Raw genomic sequence first — 26,129 nt, forward strand, 5'->3', positions numbered from 1 at the left:
GCGTCGGCCAGTTCCGGAGCCGTCAGGGGGTAGTGGGCACCGTCCTTGCCGAGGACGGGCAGGCCGGCGTTCGGCATGCAGGACAGGGGGATGCGGGAGTGGCGGGCCAGGTAGCGCAGGTGCTCGCTCATCTCGGCCGGGCCGGTGGCGCAGTTGAGGCCGATCATGTCGATGCCCAGCGGCTCCAGCGCGGTCAGCGCGGCACCGATCTCCGAACCCAGCAGCATCGTGCCGGTCGTCTCGACGGTGACGGAGACGATCAGCGGGAGGTCCTCGCCGAGGGTGTCGAGGGCCCGGCGGGCGCCCAGGACGGCCGCCTTGGTCTGGAGGAGGTCCTGCGTCGTCTCGACGAGCAGCGCGTCGGCGCCGCCCGCGATCATGCCCTCGGCGTTCTGCTGGTAGGCGTCGCGCAGGGTGGTGAAGGGTGCGTGGCCCAGGGTGGGGAGCTTGGTGCCGGGGCCCATGGAGCCGAGGACCCAGCGCTGCTGCCCGGTCGACGCGGTGAACGCGTCGGCGGCCTCGCGGGCGATGCGGGCGCCCGCCTCGGACAGTTCGAACACGCGGTCGGCGATGTCGTACTCGCCGAGGGCGGCGTGGTTCGCCCCGAAGGTGTTCGTCTCCACGCAGTCGACGCCCACGGCGAAGTACGCCTCGTGGACGGAGCGGACGATGTCCGGGCGGGTCAGGTTCAGGATCTCGTTGCAGCCCTCGAGGTTCTCGAAGTCCTCCAACGTCGGGTCCTGAGCCTGCAGCATGGTGCCCATCGCTCCGTCGGCCACCACCACACGGGAGGCGAACGCGTCTCGGAGTGCGGACACACGGGTCCGGCTGTCGGCGGAAGGGGTCAGCGGCACAGAGGCCATGAAAGGGCTCCCTTGAGGTGCGACGGCTGTCGGCTTAGCTGCCGGAGGACGACCGGCAGACTCGATGCCACGGTACTCGCCACCCTCATCGCTGTCGCCAAGGAGATCCGTCGGGCGGGGCGGGGAGCCCGACACGGCGATCAGCGGCGGCTGATGCTCCTGACACTGATGAGGGTGAGGATTCCGAGGCCGACGAGGGTGCCGGCGGCGCCGATCAGCTCAGCGGTGGTGTGCATGGACCCTCCAGCGGGGCGGCAACAGCCTGGGAAACGGATGGGATCCAGTCATATAGGCATGGCGGTCGCCGGGCCCACGGAATCCGCAGCCGCACCGCCTCGCGATTTCACTCGGAGAGCAGACAGAGCGGGGCGGCAGGGCAGCCGGGAAGCGGGTCGGCTGCCTAAGTGGGGTGGCGGGTGGGCGGCCTCGCGTTCGAACGCCTACGATCCTCTGTTGTGTCCAAACTGACCGACGTGCCCAAACGGATTCTGATCGGGCGCGCACTGCGCAGTGATCGGCTCGGGGAAACGCTCCTGCCGAAGCGCATCGCACTCCCCGTCTTCGCCTCCGACCCGCTCTCCTCAGTGGCGTACGCGCCGGGAGAGGTGCTGCTGGTCCTCTCCATCGCGGGTGTGTCGGCGTACCACTTCAGCCCCTGGATCGCCGTCGCGGTCGTCGTGCTGATGTTCACGGTGGTCGCCTCCTACCGGCAGAACGTGCACGCCTACCCGAGCGGCGGCGGCGACTACGAGGTGGCCAACACCAACCTCGGGCCCAAGGCGGGCCTCACGGTCGCCAGCGCCCTGCTCGTCGACTACGTCCTCACCGTCGCCGTCTCCATCTCCTCCGGCATCGAGAACCTCGGCTCCGCGGTGCCTTTCGTGGTCGAGCACAAGGTGCTCTGCGCGACCGCCGTGATCGTGCTGCTGACCCTGATGAACCTGCGCGGGGTCAAGGAGTCGGGCTCGCTGTTCGCGATCCCGACGTACGTCTTCGTCGCGGGCGTCTTCGTCATGATCGCGTGGGGCGCCTTCCGCGGCCTGGTCCTCGACGACACCATGCGGGCGCCGACGGCGGACTACCAGATCAAGCCCGAGCACCAGGGCCTGGCCGGCTTCGCCCTGGTCTTCCTGCTGCTGCGCGCCTTCTCCTCCGGCTGTGCCGCGCTGACCGGCGTCGAGGCGATCTCCAACGGCGTTCCCGCCTTCCGCAAGCCCAAGTCGAAGAACGCGGCGAGCACCCTCGCGGCGATGGGCCTGCTCGCCGTCACCATGTTCTGCGGCATCATCGCGCTGGCGGCGGTGACCAAGGTCCGCATGGCCGAGAACCCGGCCGTCGACCTGGTCCACAACGGTGTCGCGCTCGGCTCCGACTACGTCCAGAACCCGGTGATCTCCCAGGTCGCCGAGGCCGTCTTCGGCAAGGGCAGCTTCCTGTTCATCGTGCTGGCCGCCGCCACCGCGCTGGTGCTGTTCCTGGCCGCGAACACGGCGTACAACGGCTTCCCGCTGCTCGGCTCGATCCTCGCCCAGGACCGCTACCTCCCGCGCCAGCTGCACACCCGCGGCGACCGGCTCGCCTTCTCCAACGGCATCGTGCTGCTCGCCGGCGCGGCCGGACTCCTGGTGTGGATCTACGGGGCCGACTCGACGCGTCTGATCCAGCTCTACATCGTCGGCGTGTTCGTGTCCTTCACGCTCAGCCAGACCGGCATGGTCCGCCACTGGAACCGCCACCTGGCAGCCGAGAAGGACCAGGCCAAGCGCCGCCACATGGTCCGCTCCCGTGCGATCAACGCCTTCGGTGCCTTCTTCACGGGCCTGGTGCTGATCGTCGTCCTCGTCACCAAGTTCACGCACGGCGCGTGGGTCGCGCTGCTCGGCATGGTCATCTTCTACGCGACGATGACGGCCATCCGTAAGCACTACGACCGGGTGGCCGCGGAGATCGCCGCCCCCGAAGGCCCGAGCGACGACAGCGTACGGCCGTCGCGCGTGCACTCGGTCGTGCTGATCTCCAAGATCCACCGGCCGACGCTGCGGGCACTGGCGTACGCCAAGCTGATGCGCTCGGACACCCTGGAGGCGCTCAGCGTCAACGTCGACCCGGCCGAGACCAAGTCGCTGCGCGCGGAGTGGGAGCGGCGCGGGATCGACGTACCGCTGAAGATTCTCGACTCGCCGTACCGCGAGGTCACCCGGCCGGTCATCGAGTACGTGAAGAGTCTGCGGAAGGAATCGCCGCGGGACGCGGTGTCCGTGATCATCCCCGAGTACGTGGTCGGTCACTGGTACGAGCACCTGCTGCACAACCAGAGCGCGCTGCGGCTCAAGGGCCGTCTGCTGTTCACGCCCGGTGTGATGGTGACCTCGGTGCCCTACCAGCTCCAGTCCTCCGAGGCGGCCAAGAACCGGGCCCGCAGGCGGCAGGAGTGGAACGCGCCGGGTGCGGTGCGGCGTGGGCCGGCGGAGGAGCGGACCAAGGAGTCGTCAACACCCACGTAGACTGGTGGGCTGTTGTCCGGCCGTTCCACCCCCTTACGCATCTGGAGTCACCCCGCCATGCAGGCAGAACCGAAGAAATCGCAGGCGGGGTCGCAGGCGCGGTCACTCGTGGGGGAGGAGTACGAGGTCGAGGTCGGCCCCGTCGCCCACGGTGGCCACTGCGTCGCCCGCACCGAAGGCGGCCAGGTGCTGTTCGTCCGGCACACGCTGCCCGGCGAGCGGGTCGTGGCGCGGGTGACCGAGGGCGAGGAGGGGGCCCGCTTCCTGCGGGCGGACGCGGTACGGGTCCTGGACGCCTCCAAGGACCGCGTCGAGGCGCCCTGTCCCTACGCCGGTCCCGGCCGCTGCGGCGGCTGCGACTGGCAGCACGCCAAGCCGGGGGCGCAGCGCCGCCTCAAGGGCGAGGTCGTCGCCGAGCAGCTCCAGCGGCTCGCCGGGCTCACGCCCGAGGAGGCCGGCTGGGACGGCACGGTGATGCCGGCCGAGGGCGACAAGCTGCCCGCGGGCCAGGTGCCGCAGTGGCGGACGCGCGTGCAGTACGCCGTCGACGCGGACGGCAACGCCGGTCTGCGCCGCCACCGCTCCCACGAGGTCGAGCCGATCGACCACTGCATGATCGCCGCGGAGGGTGTCTCCGAACTGGGCATCGAGAAGCGCGACTGGGCGGGCATGGCGTCCGTGGACGCGATCGCGGCGACCGGATCGCAGGACCGCATGGTCATCCTGGAGCCCCGGCCGGGCGCCCGACTGCCCCTGGTCGAGCTGGACAAGCCGGTCTCCGTGATGCGCGTCGAGGAGAAGGACGGCGGTGTCCACCGTGTCCACGGCCGGGCCTTCGTCCGCGAGCGCGCCGACGGCCGCACCCACCGGGTCGGCAGCGGCGGCTTCTGGCAGGTCCACCCCAAGGCCGCGGACACCCTGGTCACGGCCGTCATGCAGGGCCTGCTGCCCCGCAAGGGGGACATGGCCCTGGACCTGTACTGCGGAGTGGGGCTCTTCGCGGGCGCCCTCGCCGACCGCCTCGGCGACCAGGGCGCGGTCCTCGGCATCGAGTCCGGCAAGCGCGCCGTCGAGGACGCCCGGCACAACCTCGCCGACTTCGAGCGGGTACGAATCGAGCAGGGCAAGGTCGAGGCCGTGCTGCCGCGCACCGGTATCACCGAGGTCGACCTGATCGTCCTGGACCCGCCGCGGGCGGGCGCCGGCCGGAAGACCGTCGAGCACATGGCGTCCCTGGGCGCCCGCAAGATCGCGTACGTGGCCTGCGATCCGGCGGCGCTGGCTCGGGACCTGGGGTACTTCCGGGACGGGGGGTACAGGGTGCGGACGTTGCGGGTGTTCGATCTGTTTCCGATGACCCATCATGTGGAGTGCGTGGCGATCCTGGAGCCGGTCGCAAAGGGCTCCTGACCTGCGGTTTTGGGCTGCGCATTATGTGCGGTGTGGGCGTTACGGGCGATATCTTGACGCTGAAATGACACTCGTTCTGATGGGGTGTCATACGTCCCAGCGCTGGTCGGCGGAGTGCACATGCTGGAGCTCTGCGGCCCTCTGCACGTCGCTGGCGGTAATGGCGCCGACGCCGAGCGGGGGTCCTGGGCAGACCTTGAGCGCGTGTGGTTCCGTCGGTCCGGAGCAGGACGGGGGGCGGGTGGCCGGCGCTGGCCAGGGTGCAGCGGCAGGCGATGGGGTCGTAGCAACTCGCCAACGCGCTGGCCCGGCGCCCCGACACCTCGCACGTCGATCTCATCTCCGGCGGTACCGAAGTGCTGTGTGCCATGGGAGCCCGCAGCCGACAGGACCGCGACGAACTGCTCTACGACCGCCTGCAACGCACGCCTCAGGTCCTTTCGGTCACGCACACGAGCCGAGCCGCTGACCGCCGAACGGCCACCAAGCGACTGGGGATCACACATGGACCCTCGGGCGGCTCGCTGCGCCCGGTCTGGAGGCGCTGACCGGCTGTGGCGTCTTCTACGGCTCAGCCAGAGACCGCCGATCCATGGATGAACCGTCCTCTCCCGCCCCTTCGCGGGCGCCCCTACGGTCGAGGCTGCGGGCGGTCACCGGCCCGCCGTACCGAAGGAGCAAGACCCCCATGAAGATCACCGGCAACACGATCCTGATCACCGGCGGAACCTCGGGCATCGGCCTCGGTCTGGCCGTACGTCTGCACGAGGCGGGCAACAAGGTGATCGTCGCCGGACGGCGCAAGGAACTCCTCGACGAGATCACGGCCGAGCATCCGGGCATCGACGCCCTCGTCCTCGACGTCGCGGACCCCGACTCGATCGCCCGGGCCCGTGAGACCGTGGCGGCGAGCCACCCCGAGCTGAACGTCCTGGTCAACAACGCCGGCGTCATGCAGCGGGAGAACCTCCTCGACCCGGCCGAACTCCAGGTCGCAGAGGATCACGTCGCGACCAATCTGCTCGGCACGATCCGGATGACGTACGCCTTCCTGCCCCTGCTCGCGGGCAAGGACGACGCGGTCGTCATGAACGTCACCTCGGCGCTGGCGTTCGTCCCGTATCAGAGCACCCCGACCTACAGCGCGACCAAGGCCGCGCTGCACTCCTTCTCCGAGAGCCTGCGCATCCAACTCGCCGGTGCTGACGCCGGCGTCCAGGTGATCGAGGTGGTCCCGCCAGGCGTGCGCACGACGCTGCTGGGCCAGGAAGACAACGAACACTCCATGCCGTTGGACGACTTCCTCACCGAGGCCCTCGACCTGCTGCGCGAGAAGCCCGACGCGAAGGAGCTGGTCGTCGAGCGCGCCAGGTTCATCCGCGACGCGGTGGCCACCGGCACCTACGACGACGTCCTCGCCATGATCGCCGGCAGCTGACCGACCTGTTATTTCCGACGGGAAACAACAGCACGCGAGCGCCGTCACACGACGAACCTCGTCGTATCGGCCAGGCTGCCGGGCGACGAGGCCCTGGGCTCGTCCAAAGCGGCAGGCGTCCTCGACGGAGCCCGTCGCCGCAGGCCGCCTTCCATGCCGACGGCCTGCGGTGTACCGCCGACAGTCGGTGAATTCCCCAGCGGGTCATGCAGGTCAGGTGATCATCGGGTCGTCTCGCCGCGAGCGGCCTCGGCGTCGGCCGTACGAGCGGCTTCGCGCGGCTGGGAGAGGAGTGGCTTAGCCATGGATCGGCGGTCTCTGGATAGCCGGGCGGGATGCGGCGAGTATGGACGGCATGGACAAGAAGGAACTGGCGGAATTCCTGCGCCACCGGCGTGAGGCACTGCGGCCCCGCGACGTCGGGCTGGTCGAGGGGCCGCGCAGGCGTACCCAGGGGCTGCGCCGCGAGGAGGTCGCCCAGCTCGCCGGCATGTCCACCGACTACTACGCCCGACTGGAACAGCAGCGCGCCCCGCAGCCCTCCGTCCAAATCACCACAGCCCTCGCCCGGGCACTACGGCTGACCCTGGACGAACGCGACCATCTCTTCGCCCTCATCGGCCACAACGCCCCGGCCCGCTTCCACCGCTCCGAGCACGTCAGCCCGACCCTGCTGCGGGTCCTGGACCGCCTGGACGACTCCCCGGCCCTGGTGCAGACCGACCTGCTCGACACCCTCGCGATGAACCCGTTGGCCGTCGCGCTGCTCGGCGACCAGACCAGGCACACAGGTTTGGCCAGCAGCGGCTACTACCGCTGGTTCATGGACCCGGCCGAGCGGCTGGTGTATCCCGAGGAGGTCCACGAACACCATGGCCGCGCCCATGCAGCGCGCCTGCGGGCCGCGCTGACAGCCGGTAGCGACACCTCTCGAGCCGCCCGGATTCTCGCCGAACTCCAGGAGCACAGCCCCGAGTTCGTCCGCATGTGGGAACTGCAGGAGGTCGCGCAAAGCTACGAGGATTGCAAGACTCTCCTCCATCCTGAACTCGGCCGCATCGATGTCGACGCCCAGCTCCTGTTCACCGAGAACCGCGCCCAGACCCTGGTGGTGCTGACCACTCGCCCCGGCACGGACAGCCACAGCAAACTCGAACTGCTCTCCGTCATCGGACACCAGCAGCTCACCCCCTGACGTCCTGGACCGGGTACTGGGCCCCGGGTCGGCGCGGGAGAGGCCGGACAAGGGCACCTGGAATGGTGCAGCCCGCACGGCTTGTGCCCTGCGGGCTACAGCGAATATGTCGGCCCCCTGCGATGTCCGAGCTCCGCCCTCAGGCCGCCAGTTTGACCGGACGCTGCCTCCGCTTTACTCTCGAACGTGTACGGAGGCAGCATCCGTTTTGATGCGGCCGCAGGATCACGGCAGGCAGGAGGGCACATGAGCGCCGGTGAGCAGCGGGCACGCAAGCCCCGCGCGGACGTCCAGCGCAACCGCGCAGCCCTCCTGGAGACCGCGCAGCGTCACTTCCTGCAGCACGGGGTCGGCACCTCCCTCGAGGCGGTGGCCAAGGAGGCGGGCGTCGGTCCCGGCACCCTGTACCGGCACTTCCCCACGCGGGAGGCACTGCTGGCGGCCGTGCTGCAGACCCGCTCCGAGGAACTCGTGGCCCGCCAGGCGGACATCGAGCAACTCGGTGACCCGGCCGAGGCGCTTGAGCAGTGGCTGCGGGCGATGGAGGAGTACTTCAGCGCCTTCAGCGGGCTGCCGGACCCGCTCATGGCCGCGGCCCGGGCGCAGGAGCCGGACAACCCGCTCACCATTCCCTGCCACATCCTCATCACCGCCACCGATCAGTACGTGCGAGCCGCCCAGCTCGCGGGGCGCGTGCGCGCGTCGGTGCGCGGGCACGACCTGTTCCTCGCGGCCTGCTCCGTTGCCTGGATCAAGGGCACCGGCACCGAGGAGGAGCCGCTCGACCGGCTCCGCACGCTCATCGCGAGCGGCTACCGCCAGCAGGACCCCCAGGCGTAATCCGCCAGGCGCCCAGCCCCGCTCCGCCCCCCAACGCCAGGCGGCACCACCATCCATCCATCGCATCGTGCTGCCCTCAGGGGTGGCACAACCTCCCAAGGGATAAATCATGAAAATTACTGTCATAGGCGCCGGTGCCATCGGCGGGAACCTCGCTGCCAAGCTCAGCACGGCCGGTCATGACGTCCAGGTGGCCGACGCCCGCGGCCCCGAGGCCGTCCGGGCGGAGGTGCTGGAGTCCGGGGCCCGCGCGGCGGAGCTCGCCGACGCCGTCCAGGGCCGGGACGTCATCGTCCTGTCGATCCCGTTCGGGGTGGCGGGCCAGCTGGCGGACCTGTTCGCGTCGGTGCCCGACGAGACGGTGGTCATCGACACCTCGAACTACTACCCCGGCATGCTCAGCGAGCCGATCGAGGCGGTGGACCACGGCCAGGTGGAGAGCGTGTACACCGCCGAGCTGCTCGGCCGCCCCGTGGTCAAGGCGTGGAACGCCGCGCTGGCCGAAACCCAGCGGACCAAGGGCGTCCCGGCCGGAACGCCCGGCCGCCTCGCCATCCCCGTCGCCGGCGACTCCGAGGAGGCGCGGAAGGTGGCCATGAGCCTGGTGGACGACACCGGCTTCGACCCCTACGACGCCGGCACGCTGGCCGACTCCTGGCGCCAGCAGCCGAACAGCCCCGCCTACTGCACCGAACTGACCCTCGACGAGCTGCCGGCGGCCCTGGCCGCGGCCGACCGCGTCAAGGATGCAGCCATCCGCGACAGCCTCCCGGAACGCATCGCCGCCCTCGGTGCCAATCCCACCGTCGAGGACGTCGTCGAGATGAACCGCGCCGCCCACCGCTGAGTCACCCGACGCCGCCTTCGTGCACGCAACGGCACGAGGACGGCAACGCCGGCACACCACGAACGAAGACGAACACGAAGAGCGCACAGTCCCCCGCGCTGCAGACTGCAGCTTCGGCACGCCGCTGCCTGCGAGCATCCGCAAGCCTGCCGGCACCCGCAGGGCGCGTCCGCAGCCGCGGCGGCCTCCGCGCAGCGCGGCATGGCAGATGACTGCGCGCCACGGAGAGGAACTGCCTTGCCCGGCACCGCATCACCCTTCACCGACATCGCACGCTCCCGTCGCTCCCCCCGGCAGTTCCTGGCCGCCGCCCTGTCCCCTGCGGACATCCGCGGCGTGTTGGAAGACGCGCAGACGGCGCCCTCGAACAGCAACACCCAGCCATGGTCAGTGCACGTCGTCTCGGGTGCGGCGCGGGACGCCCTGGCCAAACAGCTACTCCGGGCCGAGGAGGAGGGGCGGACCTCCCCGGACTTCACCGACGGCTACGGCGACGGCCTCTACCTCGCACGCTCGCAGGCCCTGGGCGCAAGTGTCTACCGGGCCCGGGGCATCGAGCGCTCGGACCGGGACGGCAGGAGGGCGGCGGTCCGCGAGAACCTGGAGTTCTACGGTGCTCCCCACGCCGCGTTCCTGTTCATGCCGGCGCTCGGAGACGGGGTACGGACGGCCGGCGACATCGGCATGTACGCGCAGAACTTCCTGCTCTCGCTGGCGGCCCGAGGGCTGGCCGGCATCCCGCAGACCGTCCTCGGCGTCTACGCCGACACCGTCCGCGAGTTCCTGGGCGTCCCCGCGGAGCTCAAGCTGCTGTTCGGCATCTCCTTCGGCATGGCCGACCCGGAGGCACCGGTGAACACGCTCCGCACGGAGCGGGTTCCGCTGCAGCGGAGCGTGGTCCTTCACGACACCCCAGGAGTCCTCGGCAGGCAGTAGTTACTCCGCCCGCCGGAAGCATCCGGCGGGCGGGCCCGGGCCGCCACTCGGCCGGCCCGGGCCCGGCGCCCGCATCGGAGACATTCTCCGTTTCTCATCGCCTCGTCTGAGGAGTAACCATGACAAGCCGACAGATGATCCTGGGCATGCAGTTCAGCGGCGGATACGGGGCCGCACCCGGGGCCTGGCGGCTGCCCGGTGCGAACCTGAACAGCTACACGGACATGGACCAGTTCGTGCGGTACGCGCAGGCCGCCGAGCGCGGCAAGATCCAGCTGCTGTTCATCGCCGACACCCCGGTCCTGGACGTCGACCTCGACCACCATGCCCCGCACCACATGATCGACCCGCTGCTGATCCTGACCGTCCTCGCGCGCGAGACCGAGCGGATCGGCCTGGTCACCACGGCCTCCACCACGTTCACCGAGCCCTACAATCTCGCCCGCCAGTTCAAGGCCTTGGACGTGATCAGCAACGGCCGGGCCGGATGGAACGCGGTGACCACCTCCGACCCCGCCGCCGCGGCGAACTTCGGCGCGACGATCCCGCCGCGCGCGGAGAAGTACGAGCGTGCCCACGAGGTCATCCAGATCGTGCAGGGGCTGTGGGGCAGCTGGGAGAAGGACGCCTGGCTGCTCGACGTCGACGGCAAGCGGTTCGCCGACATGGACAAGATCCAGCCGGTCAACCTGCAGGGCAAGCACGCCGCCTCCCGCGGCCCGCTGCCCATCCCCCCGTCCGAGCAGGGCCAGCCGGTCATCTTCCAGGCAGGCGGCGGCAGTTACGGCCTGGAACTCGCGGGCCGTTACGCCAGCGGCGTCTACGCCAACCCGTACACAATCGAGGACGCCCGGGCCCAGCGCAAGGCCCTGCGGGACGCCGTCAAGCGCGCCGGACGCGACCCGGACGAGGTGAAGATGCTCGCCGGCTTCATGCCGACCATCGCCCCCTCCCGCCAGGCCGCCCTGGAACGGCGCCGCTTCCTGGACGAGGTCGTCGACCTGAACCAACGCGTCCGCTACCTCGGCGCCATGATCGGCCTCCCGCTCGGCCCCGCCCAGCTCGACGAGCCCCTGACCGCGGACCAGTTGGCCGACGCCATACCCAGCCCGCACGACCCGCGCTCCGCCCGCGCCCTCGAAGTGGCCCGGGAAGGCTGGACCCTGCGCGACGTGCTCGCCCACGGCGTCATCGACTACCACCCGGTCGTGGCCGGCACCGCCGCCGACGTGGCCGACCACATGCAGCAGTGGTTCGAGGCAGGGGCCTGCGACGGCTTCTCGATCGCCATCGACAGCTACCACGACGGCTTCGACGCCTTCGTCGACCAGGTCGTCCCGATCCTGCAGGAACGCGGCCTGTTCCACGACGACTACGAAGGCCCCACCCTGCGCGAGAACCTCGGCGCCCACGAGCAGTACGGCCTCGACCCGCGCCTCACGAGGCCGGCCCGGTCATGACCATCACCGGAAAGGTCAGGTTTGCCGCGACCACGGGCAACGTCGCGGAGCAGAGGTTATGGGGAGGGTTTGATGCTGTCCGACGGGTGGCCGCCCAGCTGGCGAGGAGTTTGAGCCGTTCTTCGTCGGGGGGCCCGGCTGGGCGGTGTGGATGGTCAGAGAGCGTGCCCCGTGAGCGGACATGGACAGGAGACCTTCCACCACCCGCAGGTCGGCGTCCTCACCCTGGTCGGCCAGAGCGTGCACCTCGAAGGCACCCCTGGCCAGCGCCTAGGCGCCTACACCGCCGAGTCGGGCACCCCGATCATGACGCCATGCTCCTGCTCGACATGACGGCGCCCGAGTCCGGTGAGCAGTGGGAAACGCAGGCCGAGCGCCGGCGGCCCGCCTCGTCCTGACCGGCTGCGGCTACCGGCTGCGGCTACCGGCTGCGGCTTCTGCCGCAGCGGCTGCGAGCCACATCTGCGAGCCACATCGTGTGGGCACACCGCCCCGCCGTCGCGCGTCTCGCGGCGGCGCCGTCGGTCAGGGCCGTGGGGCGCGGCCCATCTCCGTGGTGAAGACCACGGGGTCGCTGTCGAACCCCCGGACCAGCTCATGGAACTCCCAGGCTCCGGAAGCGTCCCGGGTGAACTCCGCGACCGTCGCCGCGGTGGATCCGGACACCTGCGTGAGGTCGTCCTTCAGAAGCTCCTTGTACCTCTCGACCACCAGCACTCCGGCGTTGGACATGTCGCCGAAGGTCTTGGGTCCGCTGTTCTGGTGGATCGCCACACCCACGACGACCCGAGCGAAGGAGGAGGCGAGTCGATCGAGCTCCACGGTCATCACTTCGACGTAGCCGAGGCCCTGACCGGTCTGGCTGTGCCGGCTCATGTTGATGGTGCCGTCCGGTGAGCGGCTGTCGAAGTGGACGACGTACACAGGCCGCCCGTAGGGGGCGTCCGCCGAGTAGGTCGTGGCGATGATGTCGAGATGGTGCGACGGCTGCTCCCAGGGACTCGGGTCCCACTTGAGCCGTATCTCGACCTTCCCCACTCCCTGGCTGTCGCCGCTCACCGGATTGCCGCCTCTCCCCTGCCAAGCCACCGCGGGGTGGTCCCCGCCATGGTCAAGTATGGCCCTCGACCCACCTGTTGAAGCCCGGTACGGCAGGCTCCCGTGTTCCGCCTCACCTGAGCGGCAGCCGCGGTGCCCGCCGAGTTCCTCCTACGGCGTGTCCGGCGCCTTGCCGGCCAGGTAGACGGTGTTGGCCGAGGTGCCGCCTTGCAGGGGGTTGCCGAAGTCGACGACATGGGCCGCTGCACGTGCGAAGACTTCGGTGAGGGCGGAGGTGAACCGGTCGTCTGGCGGGTCGTTGGACCACAGGGCGAACACCCCGCCCGGGTGGAGGTGAGCGGCGAGGGCCCGGAGCCCGGCGGGCTGGTAGAGCGCCGCGTGGCGCGGGTGGAGCACCTGGCGCGGTGAATGGTCGACGTCCAGCAGGACGGCGTGGAAGCGACGGCCCGGCTCCTCGGGGTCCAGACCGCGGGGGTCGGCGGCCAGCGCGAAGAAGTCGCCGTGGACCAGGCGGCAGCGGTCGTCCGACGTGAGCCGGGCTCCGAGGGGCACCAGGTGCCGCTGGTGCCAGCCGATGACCTCGGCGAGCGCGTCGATCACGGTCAGCGAGCGCACCCGGGGGTCGTCCAGGGCCGCCTGGGCGGTGTAGCCGAGTCCGAGTCCGCCGACGGCCACGTCCAGTTCGGTGTCCGGCAGTTGTGCCAGGGCGAGTTCGGCGAGCGCGATCTCGCCGGTGGTGAAGAGGCTGGACATCAGGAACTCGTCGCCCAGTTTCACCTCGTACACGTCGTCTCCCGAGACCGGGTGGCGGCGTCGGCGCAGACTGATCTCGCCGATCGGTGTCGGTTGCCAGTCGATCTCCTCCAGGCGCCGGCTCATCCGTTCACCTTTCTGACGTTCGTGGCCGCACGGGGCGGTGGCCGGCGTGGCGACGCATGCCCCGCCCCCGTGAGGGAGCGGGGAGTCGGGGTGGCGGCCCGGTCAGGCGTCGATGATGACGGGGATGATCAACGGCCTGCGGCGGTGGGTGCGGAACGCCCAGTTGGCCACCGCACGGGCGACGAGCTGTTCGAGCTGGTGGGCGTCGCCGACGCCTTCCTCCGCGGCGGTGGCCAGTGTCTTCTCGATGACGGGGATGACCGGCTCGAAGGTGGTGTCGTCGTGGACGAAGCCGCGCGCCAGGAAGTCGGGGGCCTCGGCGAGGGCGCCGGTGTCGGCGTCGACGATGGCCACGACCGTGATGACGCCCTCCTGGGCGAGGGTGACCCGGTCCTTGAGGGACGCCTCGGTGGCGCCGCCGACTTCCATGCCGTCCACGTAGACGTTGCCCGCCGGCACCTTGCCGGTGATGGAGGCGCGGCCGTCGACGAGGTCGACGACGACACCGTCCTCGGCGATGACGACCCGGTCGGGGTCGACGCCGGTGCGGATGGCGAGGTCGGCGTTGGCCCGCAGGTGACGGAACTCGCCGTGCACGGGCATGACGTTGCGGGGCTTGACGATGTTGTAGCAGTAGACGAGCTCGCCGGCGCTGGCGTGCCCGGAGACGTGCACCTTCGCGTTGCCCTTGTGGACGACGTTGGCGCCCCACCGCGTCAGGCCGTTGATCACCCGGTAGATGGCGTTCTCGTTGCCGGGGATGAGGGAACTGGCGAGCAGGACGGTGTCGCCCTTGCCGATGCGGATCTGGTGGTCGCGGTTGGCCATCCGGGACAGGGCGGCCATCGGTTCGCCCTGCGATCCGGTGCACACCAGGGTGATCTTGTGGTCGGGGAGCTTCTCCAGCTCCTTGGTGTTCACGATCAGGTTGGGCGGCACCTTGAGGTAGCCCAGGTCACGGGCGATGCCCATGTTGCGGACCATGGAGCGGCCCACGAAGGCCACCTTGCGGCCGTGCTGGTGGGCGGCGTCCAGGACCTGCTGGATGCGGTGCACGTGGCTGGCGAAGCTGGAGACGATGACCCGCCGCGGCGCGGTGCGCATCACCTGTTCGATCGCGGGGTTCAGCTCGCGTTCCGAGGTGGTGAAGCCGGGGACCTCGGCATTGGTGGAGTCGGTGAGGAACAGGTCCACGCCCTCCTCGCCGAGGCGGGCGAAGGCGCGCAGGTCGGTGATGCGGTCGTCCAGGGGGAACTGGTCCATCTTGAAGTCACCGGTGTGCAGCACCATCCCGGCCTGGGTGCGGATCGCGACGGCGAGGCTGTCGGGGATGGAGTGGTTGACCGCCACGAACTCGCAGTCGAAGGGGCCGAAGCCGCGCCGGTCGCCCTCGCGCACGCGCACCGTGCGGGGCCTGATCCCGTGCTCCTTGAGCTTGGCCTCGATGAAGGCGAGGGTGAGCTTGGAGCCGACGAGGGGGATGTCCCTCCGCTCCCGCAGCAGATAGGGCACGCCGCCGATGTGATCTTCGTGGCCGTGGGTGAGGACGATGGCGACGACATCGTCGAGGCGGTCCCGGATGGAGGTGAAGTCGGGCAGGATCACGTCCACGCCCGGCTGGTTCTCCTCCGGGAACAGCACACCGCAGTCCACGATCAGCAGTTTGCCGGCATGCTCGAAGACGGTCATGTTCCGGCCGATTTCGCCCAGACCGCCCAGGGCGGTGACCCTCAGCCCTCCGTCAGGCAGGGGCGGGGCGGCTTTGAGTTCTGGGTGCGGATGGCTCATACCCTCACGTTATCGAAGAGTACGCCGCGCTGATCCACTGCCTGCCCGTGGATGCCGGGCGTGGTGCGCCGCGGTGCCCCCGAACGGGACGGTCTGGCCGGGGGAGGGACGGAGGTGCTTCTTGATCCCGCCCGGGAAACCCCGGCCCACGGACACCGACCTCAGGCGGTTCCCGTCGCCGTGACCGCTCAGCGGTCGGAATAGCTGAAGTCGCCCACGGTCCACGCGCTGACGTCGTCGATCGCGACCCGGTACATCCCGCCCGTCTCCGGGATCCCCACCGTGCCCTGCAGGATCCGGGCGACATGGAAGTGCAGATGCGTGGGCGGATCGTTCTTCACGGGGGTGTCGAAAACGGCGGCGAACTCTCCCAGGAGGTCGGAGTCCTTCAGCACGTCCGACACCCGCTGCCTCCACACCGCCTCGGGCGCCAGCCGGCCGGTGATGACAGCACCACGGGTGACCACGGTCAGGGACATCTGGTTGCTCTGCCCGGTTTCCACCAGGGCCGCGACGTCAACGAGCAGGTCGTCAGGCTTCGACATGGGGTTGATTATATTCACCCGCCACCCGGCTGTCCGAGCGGTGGCGCCACCGGACGAGAGGGGCGCCCACGGTCCCTTTCGCCGGCGGCCCGGCGACTTTGAGGTCTCTTGGGAGGTCCCGGGCGCATGGAGTCCGGGTGCCGGGCAAGGTGCGAGGGGTGACACGCGTGGGAATCATCGCCTTGATCTGGGTCGCCGCCGTCGCGGCCGTCGTGGCCTCGGCCGGGGTCTCGCCCTCCTGGCTGCTCGCCGCCGTCCCGCTCACGCTCCTGGGCCTGCTGGGTGCCTGGGACCTGCTGCAGCGTCGGCACTCGGTGCTGCGCAACTATCCCGTCCTGGGGCACGCCCGCTTCCTTCTGGAGCGGATACGTCCGGAACTCCAGCAGTACTTCATAGAGCGGAACTACGACGGGCGGCCCTTCGACCGGGACGTGCGCAGCATCGTCTACGAGCGCGCGAAGGGCACCGACGCGGAGGAACCGTTCGGCACCGAACGGGACGTGTACCAGCCCGGCCACGAGTTCCTCGTTCCCTCCATGGCGCCCCGCGCGGTGCCGCAGACACCACCGCGGGTGCGGATCGGCGGTCCCGACTGCGCCCACCCCTACGACATGGCGCTCCTGAACGTGTCGGCGATGAGCTTCGGCTCCCTGTCCGCCAACGCCGTCCTCGCGCTCAACGGGGGTGCCGCCGCCGGAGGCTTCGCCCACGACACGGGGGAGGGCGGCCTGTCGGAGTACCACCTGCGGCCGGGCGGCGACCTCGTGTGGGAGATCGGTACCGGATACTTCGGCTGCCGAACCCAGGACGGCGACTTCGACGCGGCCGAGTTCGCGGACAAGGCCGCGCACGATCACGTCAGGTGCGTGTCCCTGAAGCTCTCGCAGGGCGCCAAGCCCGGTATCGGCGGGGTGCTGCCGGGAGCCAAGGTCGACGCGGAGATCGCCCGGGTCCGGGAGGTGCCGGAAGGGCGGACGGTCGTCTCTCCGCCGTACCACCGGGTGTTCTCCACCCCGCGTGAACTCGTCCGCTTCATCGCCCGCATGCGGGAGCTGTCCGGCGGGAAGCCCGCCGGGTTCAAGCTCTGCGTGGGGTCACGCCGGCAGTTCCTCGCCGTGTGCAAGGCCATGCTGGACGAGGGAACGGCACCTGACTTCATCGTGGTGGACGGAGCCGAGGGCGGGACCGGAGCGGCGCCGCTGGAGTTCGCGGACCACATGGGTGCCCCGCTCACCGAAGGGCTGCTCACGGTGCACAACGCCCTCGTCGGTGCGGGCCTGCGCGACCGGGTCAGGATCGGTGCGAGCGGCAAGATCGCCACCGGCACCGACCTGGTCAAACGCATGGTGCAGGGCGCCGACTACGGCAACGCCGCACGGGCGATGATGTTCGCCGTCGGCTGCATCCAGGCTCAGCGGTGCCACACCAACACCTGCCCCACGGGTGTCACGACCCAGGACCGGCGCCGGGCCCGCGCCCTCGACGTCCGGGACAAGACGCCACGCGTCCAGCGCTTCCAGGAGGCGACCGTGGCCGGCGCGCTGCAGATCATGGCGTCCATGGGCGTCACCGACCCCGCGGAACTGCGTCCGCACATGCTCCGCCGGCGCGTCGACCCCTGCACCGAACGTTCCTACGAAGAGCTGTACGAGTGGCTGGCGCCAGGGCAGTTGCTCGCCGAGCCGCCCGCCTCGTGGGCGGCCGACTGGAAAGCCGCCGACCCCGACCGATTCACCGTGTGACCTGGAGGACACAAGTGGCCCGTACTGTTGCCCGCCTTATCGTGGACGCGTTGAGCGAACTCGGCGTGCGCCAAGTCTTCGGCGTCGTCGGGGACGCGCTCAATCCCGTGACGGACGCCATCCGCACCACCGAGGGCCTCGAATGGGTGGGCTGCCGGCACGAGGAGGCGGCCGCGTTCGCCGCGAGCGCCCAGTCGCAGCTCACCGGCACCCTCGGCGTGTGCATGGGCACGGTCGGACCCGGTTCCGTCCACCTCCTCAACGGGCTGTACGACGCGGCCAAGAGCCACGCCCCCGTGCTGGCGATCGCCGGCCAGGTGCCGCTCGCCGAACTCGGCAGCGACTACTTCCAGGAGGTCGACAACGACGCGCTCTTCAGCGACGTGGCCGTCTTCCGTGCGACCGTCACCTCTCCCGACCAGCTTCCGCAGATGCTCGAGACGGCCGTCCGCAACGCGCTGGGCCGCAAGGGCGTCGCCGTCCTCACCGTGCCGGGGGACCTGGGCGAACGGGAACTGACCACCGACCGGCCGGCCCGGTTCTCCCTGAACGCTCCGGTGAGCCGGCCGGACGAGTCCGCCGTACGTCGAGCCGCGGAACTCCTCGACCGGTCCGAACGCGTCACCCTGCTCGTCGGAGAAGGCGCCCGTGCCGCCCGCGAGGACGTACTCACCCTCGCCGACCGTCTCGCCGCGCCCATGGTGCTCACCCTGAAGGCCAAGGCGGGCTTCGAGGGCCACGACAACCCCTTCCAGGTCGGCCAGACGGGGCTGATCGGCAACCCCGCCGCCGCGGCGGCCCTCGACGACGCGGACACCCTCCTGCTGCTCGGTACCGACTTCCCCTACCGGGACTGGTATCCCGAGGGCCGCACGGTCGTCCAGGTGGACACCGAGGCCACCCACATCGGGCGCCGGGTACCGGTCGAGGTCGGGCTGGTGGGCGACACCGGCGCCACCGTGCGCGACCTTCTGGGCCACCTCGCAGACGGGACCGAAGGGGCACGCGACCGCTCGCACCTGGAGAAGGCACGCGAACGCTTCGACCGGTGGCGCGGCGGTCAGGCCCGGCTCGCCGATCCCGCGCACGACAGGAGCGTCGTGGGCCGCGTCCGCTCCGCGCTGGACAACCGCGCGCACGACATCCGCCCCGAGGCGCTGGCCGCCGTCGTGGACCGGGTCGCGGCCGATGACGCCGTCTTCACCTCCGACACGGGGATGGCCACGGTGTGGCTCTCGCGTTTCGTCGAGATGCGCGGTGAGCGGCGCCTGGTCGGTTCCTACAACCTCGGCTCGATGGCCAACGCGATGCCGCAGGCACTGGGAGCCCAGTGTCTGGACCGGGACCGCCAGGTGGTGGCCTTCTGCGGCGACGGCGGGCTGAGCATGCTGCTCGGCGATCTCATGACCCTGAAGACCCACCGCCTTCCCGTCAGGCTCGTCGTCTTCGACAACCGGCGACTGGGCATGGTGAAACTCGAACAGGAGCAGGCGGGGCTGCCGGAGTTCGGCACCGTGCTCGACAATCCCGACTTCGCCGCCGTGGCCGAGGCCATGGGCATCACCGGCATACGCGTGACGGACCCCGCCGAACTCGAGGACGGCGTGCGCCGGGCGTTTCGCACCGAGGGCCCGGTGCTGCTCGACGTCCTGACCAACCCCGACGAGGTCGCCGTACCCGCCAAGCCGACGGTCGAGCAGGGCTGGGGATTCGCGGTGGCCAAGATGAAGGAGGTCGTGCGCAGCCACGGAGAGCCGAGCGGGCACTGAAAAGTGTGGAAGTCCGAGGAATGCATGTCGAAGGCCGGGGTAGACGCGTGCTTGCCGGACGCCGGACCATGGACCGGCCAGAACGAGACCGATCGACCGGGAGGGGCGCGCCATGACGACAACGACCGTGCAGACCGCCGAGCAGGCAGTGGACGTTCCGGAGATCGCGGACCCTTCCAGGGTCGCGCCGAAGGACGCACGGGAGTTGTCGAAGCTGTTCTTCGACCAGCTCACGGTCGTGGAGGAGGGCACGCCCGAGTATCAGTACGCGCGCAACACGCTGATCGAGATGAACATGTCCCTCGTCCGCTACGCGGCCGGCCGGTTCCGCAGCCGCGGTCCGGAGGAGATGGAGGACATCGTCCAGGTCGGCATGATCGGCCTGATCAAGGCGATCGACCGGTTCGAACTGTCCCGCGAGGTGGAGTTCGCCTCCTTCGCCGTCCCTTACATCGTCGGCGAGATCAAGCGGTTCTTCCGTGACACCTCGTGGGCCGTGCACGTGCCCCGGCGTCTGCAGGAAGCCCGCGTCCAGCTGGCGCGCGCCAACGAGGAACTGCACAGCCGACTGGGCCGGACCCCGACGACCAAGGAACTGTCCGAGCTGATGTGCCTTCCGGAGGGGGAGGTCGTCGAGGCCCGACTGGCCTCCAACGGCTACAGGTCGGCCTCCCTGGACGCGGCGATCGGCGGCAGTGAGGACGGCGAGGCCGCGCTGGCGGACTTCATCGGCGACGAGGACGCGGCCCTGGGACTGGTCGAGGACTTCCACACCCTCGCACCGATGATCGCCGAGCTGGACGAGCGCGACCGGCAGATCATCCACTGGCGTTTCGTCGACGAACTCACCCAGGCCCAGATCGGCGAACGCCTCGGCGTCTCGCAGATGCACGTCTCGCGCCTGATCAAGCGCCTCCTGGCCCGGCTGCGCGAAGGCATGCTCAGCACCCAGTGAGGCCGGCTCGTTCCTCGCGCACCGGCTTCGCCAGCTCCGCGTTGAACTGTGCGCCGACCAGAAGAGACAGGTTGGACAGCCACAGCCAGACCAGGAAGACCACGACCCCTGCCAGCGAACCGTACAGACGGTCGTAGGTGCTGACGTGTGCGGTGTAGGTGGCGAACCCGAGTGAGCCGGCCAGCAGGAGCGCGACCGCCAAGGTGCCGCCGGGCGCCATCCGGCCGACCGGGCGGGAGGGCGCCGGGCCCGAACGGTAGAGGACGAGCACCAGGGCGACGGCGACGGCGGCCATGACCGGCCACCGCAGCGAGTCCCAGGCGTCCTGGGGTCCGGTCCCCAGACTCAGGGCCCTGCCCAGACGCCCCGCCAGGCTGCCGGTGAGCAGCAACGCGAGGGTCGACGTCAGGAGCAGGGCGATCAGCACGAGGGCCGTGGCGATGATGCGCGGAGCGGTGCGCCAGACCGGCCGGTCCGCGTCGGTTCGCTGCATGGCGTACAGGGCCCGGCGGAAGACGCTCAGATAGCTGCATCCCGACCACAGGGCTCCGGTCCCCCCGACGAAGATCAACGTCCATGCCGCTGACGACTGTTCGGCCATCTGCTGCAGGGCGCTGTGCAGCAGCGGGCGGGACGCGGCCGGAGCGGCCTGCGCCATGCGGTCGATGACCTCCGGCTCGGCCGTGGGCACGGCGAGACCAAGGATCGAGAGGATCACCAGCAGCAACGGGAACAGGGCCAGAACCGCGTAATAGGTCAGCGCTGCGGCCCAGTCCGTGACGTCGTCGTTCCAGATGGCCACCGGCGTCCGGCGCAGCGCCGCCCGCCACCGAGCCGTGTGACCGTCCGCATCGTCCATGCCGCGGATGCTCTCACCCTTCCCCTCGGATCACCTCATCCGGTACGACGTCCAGTGCGCGGTGCCGGCTTCGGCGTCAGGGTCTTCTCGGCTCACCGCGGGCCGGGGTGCGCCGACTCCACCGTGGCCTGGGCGTCGTGGTCCTTGCGGGTGCCGCGGGTGAACTCCCGGGCGTAGGTGGTCTCGTCGGTGGCGGCGCGCACCCGGGCGGAGATGCGCTCGACGTCGCCCTGTTCCGCAGGGGGGTGGGGGGCTCCGGCCCGTTCCCTGGTCGCCGCAGCCGTGCCGAGCAGGCGCGCGGCCCGCTCCGGGTCCCCGGTGAGGGAGTGCGCGCCCGCCAGCCCTTCGAGCGCCAGGGCCACCGAGCGGGGGTCCTTGGTCGCCAGGGCGGCCGCGAGGCCGTCCCAGTGGTACGCGAGGGCGCGCTCGGCGTCGCCGCGTTGTTCGGTGATGAAGCCCAGCTCGGCCAGGACCAGCGCCAGGCCCGGCGCGTCCTCCCGCCGGCGGTTCCAGGCGAGCCAGGGCCGCAGCCACTCCTCGGCGGCGTCCAGCCGGCCCTGGCGCCGGGCGCTCAGCGCGAGGCCCAGCGCGGCGTACTGTTCGGCGGGCTGGTCGCCCTGCTCGGCCGCCAGCCGCAGAGCCCGCGTGTGCAGGTCGTCGGCCTCCTCGTAGTGCTGGGTGAGCAGGGCGATGCGGCCGAGGCCGGACAGCTTCGCGGACACCTCGGGCCACATCTCCAGGGTCTGGGCGATCCGCAGGCTCTCGCGGTGCAGCCGGGCCGCCAGGTCGTAGTCGCCGTTGATCTCGGCCAGCCTGCCGAGCACGTCGGCCGTCTTCAACCTGCCCCACGGATCGCCCAGTTCGGCGAAGCAGGCGCGGGCCTCCTCGGCGTTGTCGCGCAGCGCCTCCAGGTCGCCGCGGGCCAGGGCGAAGCCGGCGCGGGTGGTGAGCGCGGCGGCGGTGCCCCAGGTGTCGCGCAGGGTACGGAAGCGGCCCAGGACGCGCTCGACCCGCTGCTCGCCGTCCTCCAGCGCCCCCACCGCCCACTGCGCGTGCGCCAGGAACCACTCCGCCCTGGCCGACTCCACGGCGGACCCGGCCGGGTACTCGCCGAGGGTGTCGCCCTCCCGGTCGTGCTCGCCGAGCAGCAGGCGGATGCCCGCGTGCCAGAACGTCGCCTGCAGGCGCTCCTCGGGCACGGCCGGGCCCGGCGTGTCCAGGGCTGTCGCCAGCGCCCTGCGGGCCTCGCCGAGCCGGCCACGTACGAACCAGTACCAGGTCAGGGAGTTGACCAGGCGCAGCGCGTCCTGGGCGGCCCGGGCCCGGCCGGCCTCGCACAGCGCGCGCTGCATGTTGGCGGCCTCCAGGTCCAGCAGCTGGAACCAGCGGGACTGCTCGCGTTCGTGCAGATGCGGCCGGGCCCGCTCGGCGAGGCGGACGTAGTGGCGCAGGTGCCGGGCCGCGGTCTCCGTGCGCTCGTCGGACCCGGCGAGCTTGTCCCGCGCGTAGACCGCGACGGACTCAAGCAGCCGGTAGCGCGGACCGCCCGGGCCGTCGATCCGTACGGCGAAGGACCGTTCCACGAGCAGGCTCAGCGCGTCCAGGACGTCGGAGCGGGAGACACCGCCACCGGAGCAGACGTCTTCGGCGGCCTCCAGGCTGCATCCCTCACCGAAGGCCGATAACCGCCGCAGCACGGTCTGTTCCCCGGGGGCGAGCAGGCCCCAGCTCCAGTCGAGGGTGGCCTGCAGCGTCCGGTGCCGTGAAGGAGCGTCCCGGTAGCCGCTGTTGAGCACCTTGAAGCGGTCGTCGAGACGGTGGTGCAACTCCCTGATGCCCAGGGATCTGACCCGGGTGGCGGCCAGTTCCAGGGCCAGCGGGATGCCGTCGAGGCGCCGGCACACGTCCGCGACGAGGGGAGCGGTGGTCTCGTCGAGCACGAACTCGGGGTCCGTGGCGGTGGTCCGCTCCACGAAGAGGCGTACGGCACCCGCGCAGGTCAGCGCCTCGAGCCCCGGCTGGTCCGTCGGCGGCAGGGACAGCGGTGCCACCGGGCGCACCGTCTCGTCGCGGGTTCGCAGCGGCTCCTGACTGGTCGTCAGAATGTGCAGGCGCGGGGCCCTGGCGAGCAGCAGGGCGGTCAGCCGCGCGGCGGCCTCCACCACGTGTTCGCAGTTGTCCAGCACGAGGAGCAGCCGCCGGGGGGCCAGCGCGTCGGCGAGGCGGTGCGTCGGGCCCCTGCGGTCGTCGTCCGAGGCGTTCTCACGGATCGCGAGCGCCACCATCACCTGCTCGGCCAGCGACTCCACGCTCGCGGGCCGCTCCGGACCCCCGATGTCCGCGAGCTCCACCAGCCAGGCGCCATCTGTGAACTCGGCGGTCAGGCTCTCGGCCGTGGCCTGGGCGAGACGGGTCTTGCCGACACCTCCGGGCCCCGTGAGGGTCACCAGACGGCGCCTCAGGAGCAGCGTCCGGATCGTCCGCACGTCCTGGTCACGGCCCACCAGAGGTGAGGCCGACGCCGTCGCTCCCGGCCGGACCGGCAGGCCCGCGACCGCCGCGACGGGCGGCTCGGGACGGGCCAGTTCCGGGTCGTGCCGCAGGATGGCGCGCTGCAGCGCCCGGAGCGAGGGACCGGGCGTGAGCCCCAGCTCCTCGTCGAGCCGGCGCCGCAGTTCGGTGAAGCAGTCGAGCGCGTCCGAGGAGCGCCCCGCCTGGTACAGCGCCCACATCAGCGCGCCCCGCAGGCCCTCCCGCAACGGGTGCCTCTCCACCAGTTCGGTCAGTTCGCCGATCAGCAGGCTGTGCTCGCCCAACTCCAGCCGCGCCTCCGCGTGTTCCTCCACCGCCGTCAGGCGCTCCTCCTCCAGGCTCGCCGCCGCCGGCCGTACCCACGCATGGTCCGCGAACTCGGCGAAGGCGGGGCCGCGCCACAGGGCCAACGCCTCGGTGTACAGCGCCGCCCGGGCCCGGGGGTCCCCGGTGGCACGGGCCTCGGCGACCAGGGCACGGAACCGCCCGGCGTCCAGCGCGGCGGCGGGGACGTCCAGGAGGTAGCCCGGCGCCCGGTGCGCCACCAGCTCGCGGCCGCCCTCCTCCGCGTCCTCCAGGGCGCGCCGCAGCTGGGACACCTTGGCCTGCAGGGACGCCGTGGGCCGTGCCGTGAACGTCGAGCCGCCCCACAGGTCCTCGACGAGCCGCCCCACCGGCACGATCTGCCCGTGGTGGGCGAGCAGATCGGCGAGGAGCATACGGACCTTGACCTCGGGCACCCGCACCACGCGCCCCTCTCGCGCGCACACCTCCAACGGTCCCAGGACCCCGAATTCCATGATCTCAGCGTAGCTGGGCACCGCACGGAGTGACCGGCGACGAACGGGCCCCGGCCACAGGCCCGAAGGGCGTTCTCGCAGTCGATTCGAAGCCGTCCGAAGCGAATCCGAAGGGGCGTGCGCGAGGCTTCCTCGGGAGGCGACCGCACGACCTCCCGGGCCCCGCCCGGACCGCTCTCCACGGGGCGCGTCCCGCGTGCCCGCTCTGTTCGGCACACCGTTTCGGCACACCGTTTCGTACTGGAGGAAAAGACTCATGGGTGACAACCGCACCGCGGTGTCGGTGATCGGCCTCGGCCTGATGGGGCAGGCACTGGCCGACGCCTTCCTGAAGGCGGGCCACGCCACCACCGTGTGGAACCGCTCGGCCGACAAGGCCGACCGGCTGGTCGCGGACGGCGCCACCCTGGCCGCCACCCCGGCAGACGCCGTCGCCGCGAGCGACCTCGTGGTCGTCTGCGTGTCGACGTACGACGTGGTGCACGACGTGATCGGCTCGCTGGGTGACGCGCTGCGCGGCAAGACCGTGGTCAACCTGACCACCGGATCCTCCGAGCAGGCCCGGCACACCGCCGGGTGGGCCGAGAAGAACGGCGCGCGGTACCTCGACGGCGCCATCATGATCACCCCGCCCGGGATCGGCGCCGCGACCTCCGTCCTCTTCTACGCCGGTGACCAGGACGTCTTCGACGCCCACGAGCCCGTGCTGAAGCTGCTCGGCGGCGGCACCACCTACCTCGGCACCGACCACGGCAAGCCCGCCCTGTTCGACGTGTCGCTGCTCGGCCTGATGTGGGGCGCCCTGAACAGCTTCCTGCACGGTGTCGCCATCGTGGAGACCGGTGGCGTCAAGGCGCAGGAGTTCCTGCCCTGGGCGCACATGTGGCTCGACGCGATCAAGATGTTCACGGCCGACTACGCCGCGCAGATCGACGCGGGGGACGAGAGGTTCCCGGCCAACGACGCCACCCTCGAGACGCACCTCGGCGCGCTCAAGCACCTCGTCGAGGAGAGCGAGGCGCTCGGCGTCGACGCCGAACTGCCCAGGTACTCCGAGGCGCTGATGGAGGGCGTCATCGCGCAGGGCCACGCGAAGAACAGCTACGCCAGCGTCGTCAAGGCATACCGCCGCCCGGCCCGGTAGCCACCGGTACGGGTCCCCTGGCGATGTCGAGGAGGGGCCGGTTCTGAACGTGCCGGTCCTGAACATCCGACCGCGTGTCCGGGAGCTGTACCGCCGCGACAGCCCGCCGGGCGTCGGCTACGACCGGGCGTCAGCCCGTCTCCACGAGCCCGCTCGCCCGGCCCTCGTCGTCCCACCGGACCTCCAGGACCCGCTCGACGGCGTCGCGGTCGAGCGGGCCGAAGACGTGGGGGAACAGGGTGCCCGCAGCGACCCCGGGCGGCGGGACGGGCGCGGCGGCCTCCCACACACACCTGGCGGCGATCCGGTCCACGTCGAGGACCAGCACCACCAGCGGCCGCGGCGCGTCCCGGTAGAAGGCGTTGACGACGGCGAGCGTGGTCTCCTCGTCGGGGGAGCAGTGGACGAAGCCTTCCTCCGCGAGGGACGCGGGGGCGTACGGAAGATCGGGACGTGCGTTCCATTCGGCGAGCGGCACCGCGTGGTGGATCGTGGTGGTGCTGGACATGGGCGGGGGCGCTCCTTCGAGGTCCGGGCCCGGCGGGGGTGCGGCGCGGGTCAGGA

At 70.9% G+C, this 26,129-nt stretch carries 21 protein-coding genes and 1 pseudogene; 13 read left to right on the forward strand and 9 right to left on the reverse strand.

All coding sequences use genetic code 11. The annotated features are described in order from the left end of the window. Positions 1 to 863: homocysteine S-methyltransferase family protein (locus AQJ84_RS00005; RefSeq protein ID WP_211276878.1), on the reverse strand; the 863-nt coding region annotated here is incomplete at its 3' end. Positions 864 to 1,318: 455 nt separating this feature from the next. Between AQJ84_RS00005 and AQJ84_RS00010 the strand changes: the two genes are divergently transcribed. Together AQJ84_RS00010 and AQJ84_RS00015 are read left to right on the forward strand one after the other, a co-directional pair. Next, positions 1,319 to 3,367, forward strand: a complete 2,049-nt coding sequence (locus AQJ84_RS00010; RefSeq protein ID WP_030044920.1) for an APC family permease — start codon at positions 1,319 to 1,321, stop codon at positions 3,365 to 3,367. A 57-nt stretch (positions 3,368 to 3,424) separates the two neighbouring features. Further along, the gene (locus tag AQJ84_RS00015; RefSeq protein WP_053192782.1) at positions 3,425 to 4,777 is read left to right on the forward strand and encodes a class I SAM-dependent RNA methyltransferase; all 1,353 of its coding nucleotides are present in this window, start codon (positions 3,425 to 3,427) and stop codon (positions 4,775 to 4,777) included. A gap of 250 nt (positions 4,778 to 5,027) precedes the next feature. Here AQJ84_RS00015 and AQJ84_RS45035 read toward each other — a convergent pair. Beyond that, positions 5,028 to 5,147 (reverse strand): annotated as a pseudogene (locus AQJ84_RS45035) (hypothetical protein); the annotation flags it as partial. 318 nt (positions 5,148 to 5,465) lie between these two features. Between AQJ84_RS45035 and AQJ84_RS00020 the strand changes: the two are divergent. The 7 genes from AQJ84_RS00020 to AQJ84_RS40365 all read left to right on the forward strand — a co-directional run bounded on the left by AQJ84_RS00020 (position 5,466) and on the right by AQJ84_RS40365 (position 11,826). Then, positions 5,466 to 6,215: an SDR family oxidoreductase gene (locus AQJ84_RS00020; RefSeq protein ID WP_030044919.1), complete on the forward strand. Its 750-nt coding sequence runs from the start codon at positions 5,466 to 5,468 to the stop codon at positions 6,213 to 6,215. Between the two features lie 355 nt (positions 6,216 to 6,570). After that, entirely contained in the window at positions 6,571 to 7,410 is an 840-nt protein-coding gene (locus AQJ84_RS00025; RefSeq protein WP_030044918.1) for a helix-turn-helix transcriptional regulator, read from the forward strand. 246 nt (positions 7,411 to 7,656) lie between these two features. Then, positions 7,657 to 8,250, forward strand: coding sequence for a TetR/AcrR family transcriptional regulator (locus tag AQJ84_RS00030; protein ID WP_053192780.1), 594 nt, complete (start codon positions 7,657 to 7,659; stop codon positions 8,248 to 8,250). Positions 8,251 to 8,359: 109 nt separating this feature from the next. Then, a complete protein-coding gene (locus AQJ84_RS00035; protein ID WP_030044916.1) occupies positions 8,360 to 9,097 on the forward strand; it encodes an NADPH-dependent F420 reductase in 738 nt (245 codons plus the stop codon). A gap of 237 nt (positions 9,098 to 9,334) precedes the next feature. Beyond that, positions 9,335 to 10,033: a nitroreductase gene (locus tag AQJ84_RS00040; RefSeq protein WP_030044915.1), complete on the forward strand. Its 699-nt coding sequence runs from the start codon at positions 9,335 to 9,337 to the stop codon at positions 10,031 to 10,033. Between the two features lie 119 nt (positions 10,034 to 10,152). Next, positions 10,153 to 11,493 carry an NtaA/DmoA family FMN-dependent monooxygenase gene (locus AQJ84_RS00045; RefSeq protein WP_030044914.1) on the forward strand — a complete coding sequence of 447 codons (1,341 nt, stop codon included), beginning with the start codon at positions 10,153 to 10,155 and terminating at the stop codon, positions 11,491 to 11,493. A gap of 171 nt (positions 11,494 to 11,664) precedes the next feature. Next, complete coding sequence (locus AQJ84_RS40365; RefSeq protein WP_374935433.1) at positions 11,665 to 11,826, forward strand: MmyB family transcriptional regulator; 162 nt, start codon at positions 11,665 to 11,667, stop codon at positions 11,824 to 11,826. A 192-nt stretch (positions 11,827 to 12,018) separates the two neighbouring features. Here AQJ84_RS40365 and AQJ84_RS00050 read toward each other — a convergent pair whose 3' ends face one another. The 4 genes from AQJ84_RS00050 to AQJ84_RS00065 form a co-directional block, all read right to left on the reverse strand. Further along, positions 12,019 to 12,552 carry a TerD family protein gene (locus tag AQJ84_RS00050; RefSeq protein WP_030044913.1) on the reverse strand — a complete coding sequence of 178 codons (534 nt, stop codon included), beginning with the start codon at positions 12,550 to 12,552 and terminating at the stop codon, positions 12,019 to 12,021. 150 nt (positions 12,553 to 12,702) lie between these two features. Continuing rightward, a complete protein-coding gene (locus tag AQJ84_RS00055; protein WP_030044912.1) occupies positions 12,703 to 13,431 on the reverse strand; it encodes a polyamine aminopropyltransferase in 729 nt (242 codons plus the stop codon). 102 nt (positions 13,432 to 13,533) lie between these two features. After that, complete coding sequence (locus tag AQJ84_RS00060) at positions 13,534 to 15,219, reverse strand: ribonuclease J (protein WP_030044911.1); 1,686 nt, start codon at positions 15,217 to 15,219, stop codon at positions 13,534 to 13,536. A gap of 188 nt (positions 15,220 to 15,407) precedes the next feature. Further along, a complete protein-coding gene (locus AQJ84_RS00065; protein ID WP_030044910.1) occupies positions 15,408 to 15,764 on the reverse strand; it encodes a hypothetical protein in 357 nt (118 codons plus the stop codon). 173 nt (positions 15,765 to 15,937) lie between these two features. Here AQJ84_RS00065 and AQJ84_RS00070 point away from each other — a divergent pair, with 173 nt between their 5' ends. The 3 genes from AQJ84_RS00070 to AQJ84_RS00080 all read left to right on the forward strand — a co-directional run bounded on the left by AQJ84_RS00070 (position 15,938) and on the right by AQJ84_RS00080 (position 20,230). Further along, positions 15,938 to 17,506, forward strand: a complete 1,569-nt coding sequence (locus AQJ84_RS00070) for an FMN-binding glutamate synthase family protein (protein WP_374935435.1) — start codon at positions 15,938 to 15,940, stop codon at positions 17,504 to 17,506. Between the two features lie 14 nt (positions 17,507 to 17,520). Then, positions 17,521 to 19,275 carry a thiamine pyrophosphate-dependent enzyme gene (locus AQJ84_RS00075; protein ID WP_030044907.1) on the forward strand — a complete coding sequence of 585 codons (1,755 nt, stop codon included), beginning with the start codon at positions 17,521 to 17,523 and terminating at the stop codon, positions 19,273 to 19,275. 112 nt (positions 19,276 to 19,387) lie between these two features. Then, on the forward strand, positions 19,388 to 20,230 hold the full coding sequence (locus AQJ84_RS00080; protein WP_030044906.1) for an RNA polymerase sigma factor SigF: 843 nt from the start codon (positions 19,388 to 19,390) through the stop codon (positions 20,228 to 20,230). Here AQJ84_RS00080 and AQJ84_RS00085 read toward each other — a convergent pair. After that, entirely contained in the window at positions 20,217 to 21,089 is an 873-nt protein-coding gene (locus tag AQJ84_RS00085) for a YihY/virulence factor BrkB family protein (protein ID WP_051870280.1), read from the reverse strand. The genes AQJ84_RS00080 and AQJ84_RS00085 overlap by 14 nt on opposite strands. A gap of 92 nt (positions 21,090 to 21,181) precedes the next feature. Next, positions 21,182 to 24,421, reverse strand: a complete 3,240-nt coding sequence (locus tag AQJ84_RS00090) for a BTAD domain-containing putative transcriptional regulator (RefSeq protein ID WP_030044904.1) — start codon at positions 24,419 to 24,421, stop codon at positions 21,182 to 21,184. A gap of 256 nt (positions 24,422 to 24,677) precedes the next feature. On the opposite strand from AQJ84_RS00090, the gene AQJ84_RS00095 reads away from it, so the two are divergent. Continuing rightward, a complete protein-coding gene (locus AQJ84_RS00095; RefSeq protein ID WP_030044903.1) occupies positions 24,678 to 25,565 on the forward strand; it encodes an NAD(P)-dependent oxidoreductase in 888 nt (295 codons plus the stop codon). Positions 25,566 to 25,695: 130 nt separating this feature from the next. On the opposite strand, the gene AQJ84_RS00100 is transcribed toward AQJ84_RS00095, so the two are convergent. Further along, on the reverse strand, positions 25,696 to 26,073 hold the full coding sequence (locus AQJ84_RS00100) for a DUF952 domain-containing protein (protein ID WP_030044902.1): 378 nt from the start codon (positions 26,071 to 26,073) through the stop codon (positions 25,696 to 25,698). Between the last annotated feature and the right edge of the window lie 56 nt (positions 26,074 to 26,129).

The sequence above is a fragment of the Streptomyces resistomycificus genome (assembly GCF_001514265.1).
Classification (GTDB): Bacteria; Actinomycetota; Actinomycetes; order Streptomycetales; family Streptomycetaceae; genus Streptomyces; species Streptomyces resistomycificus.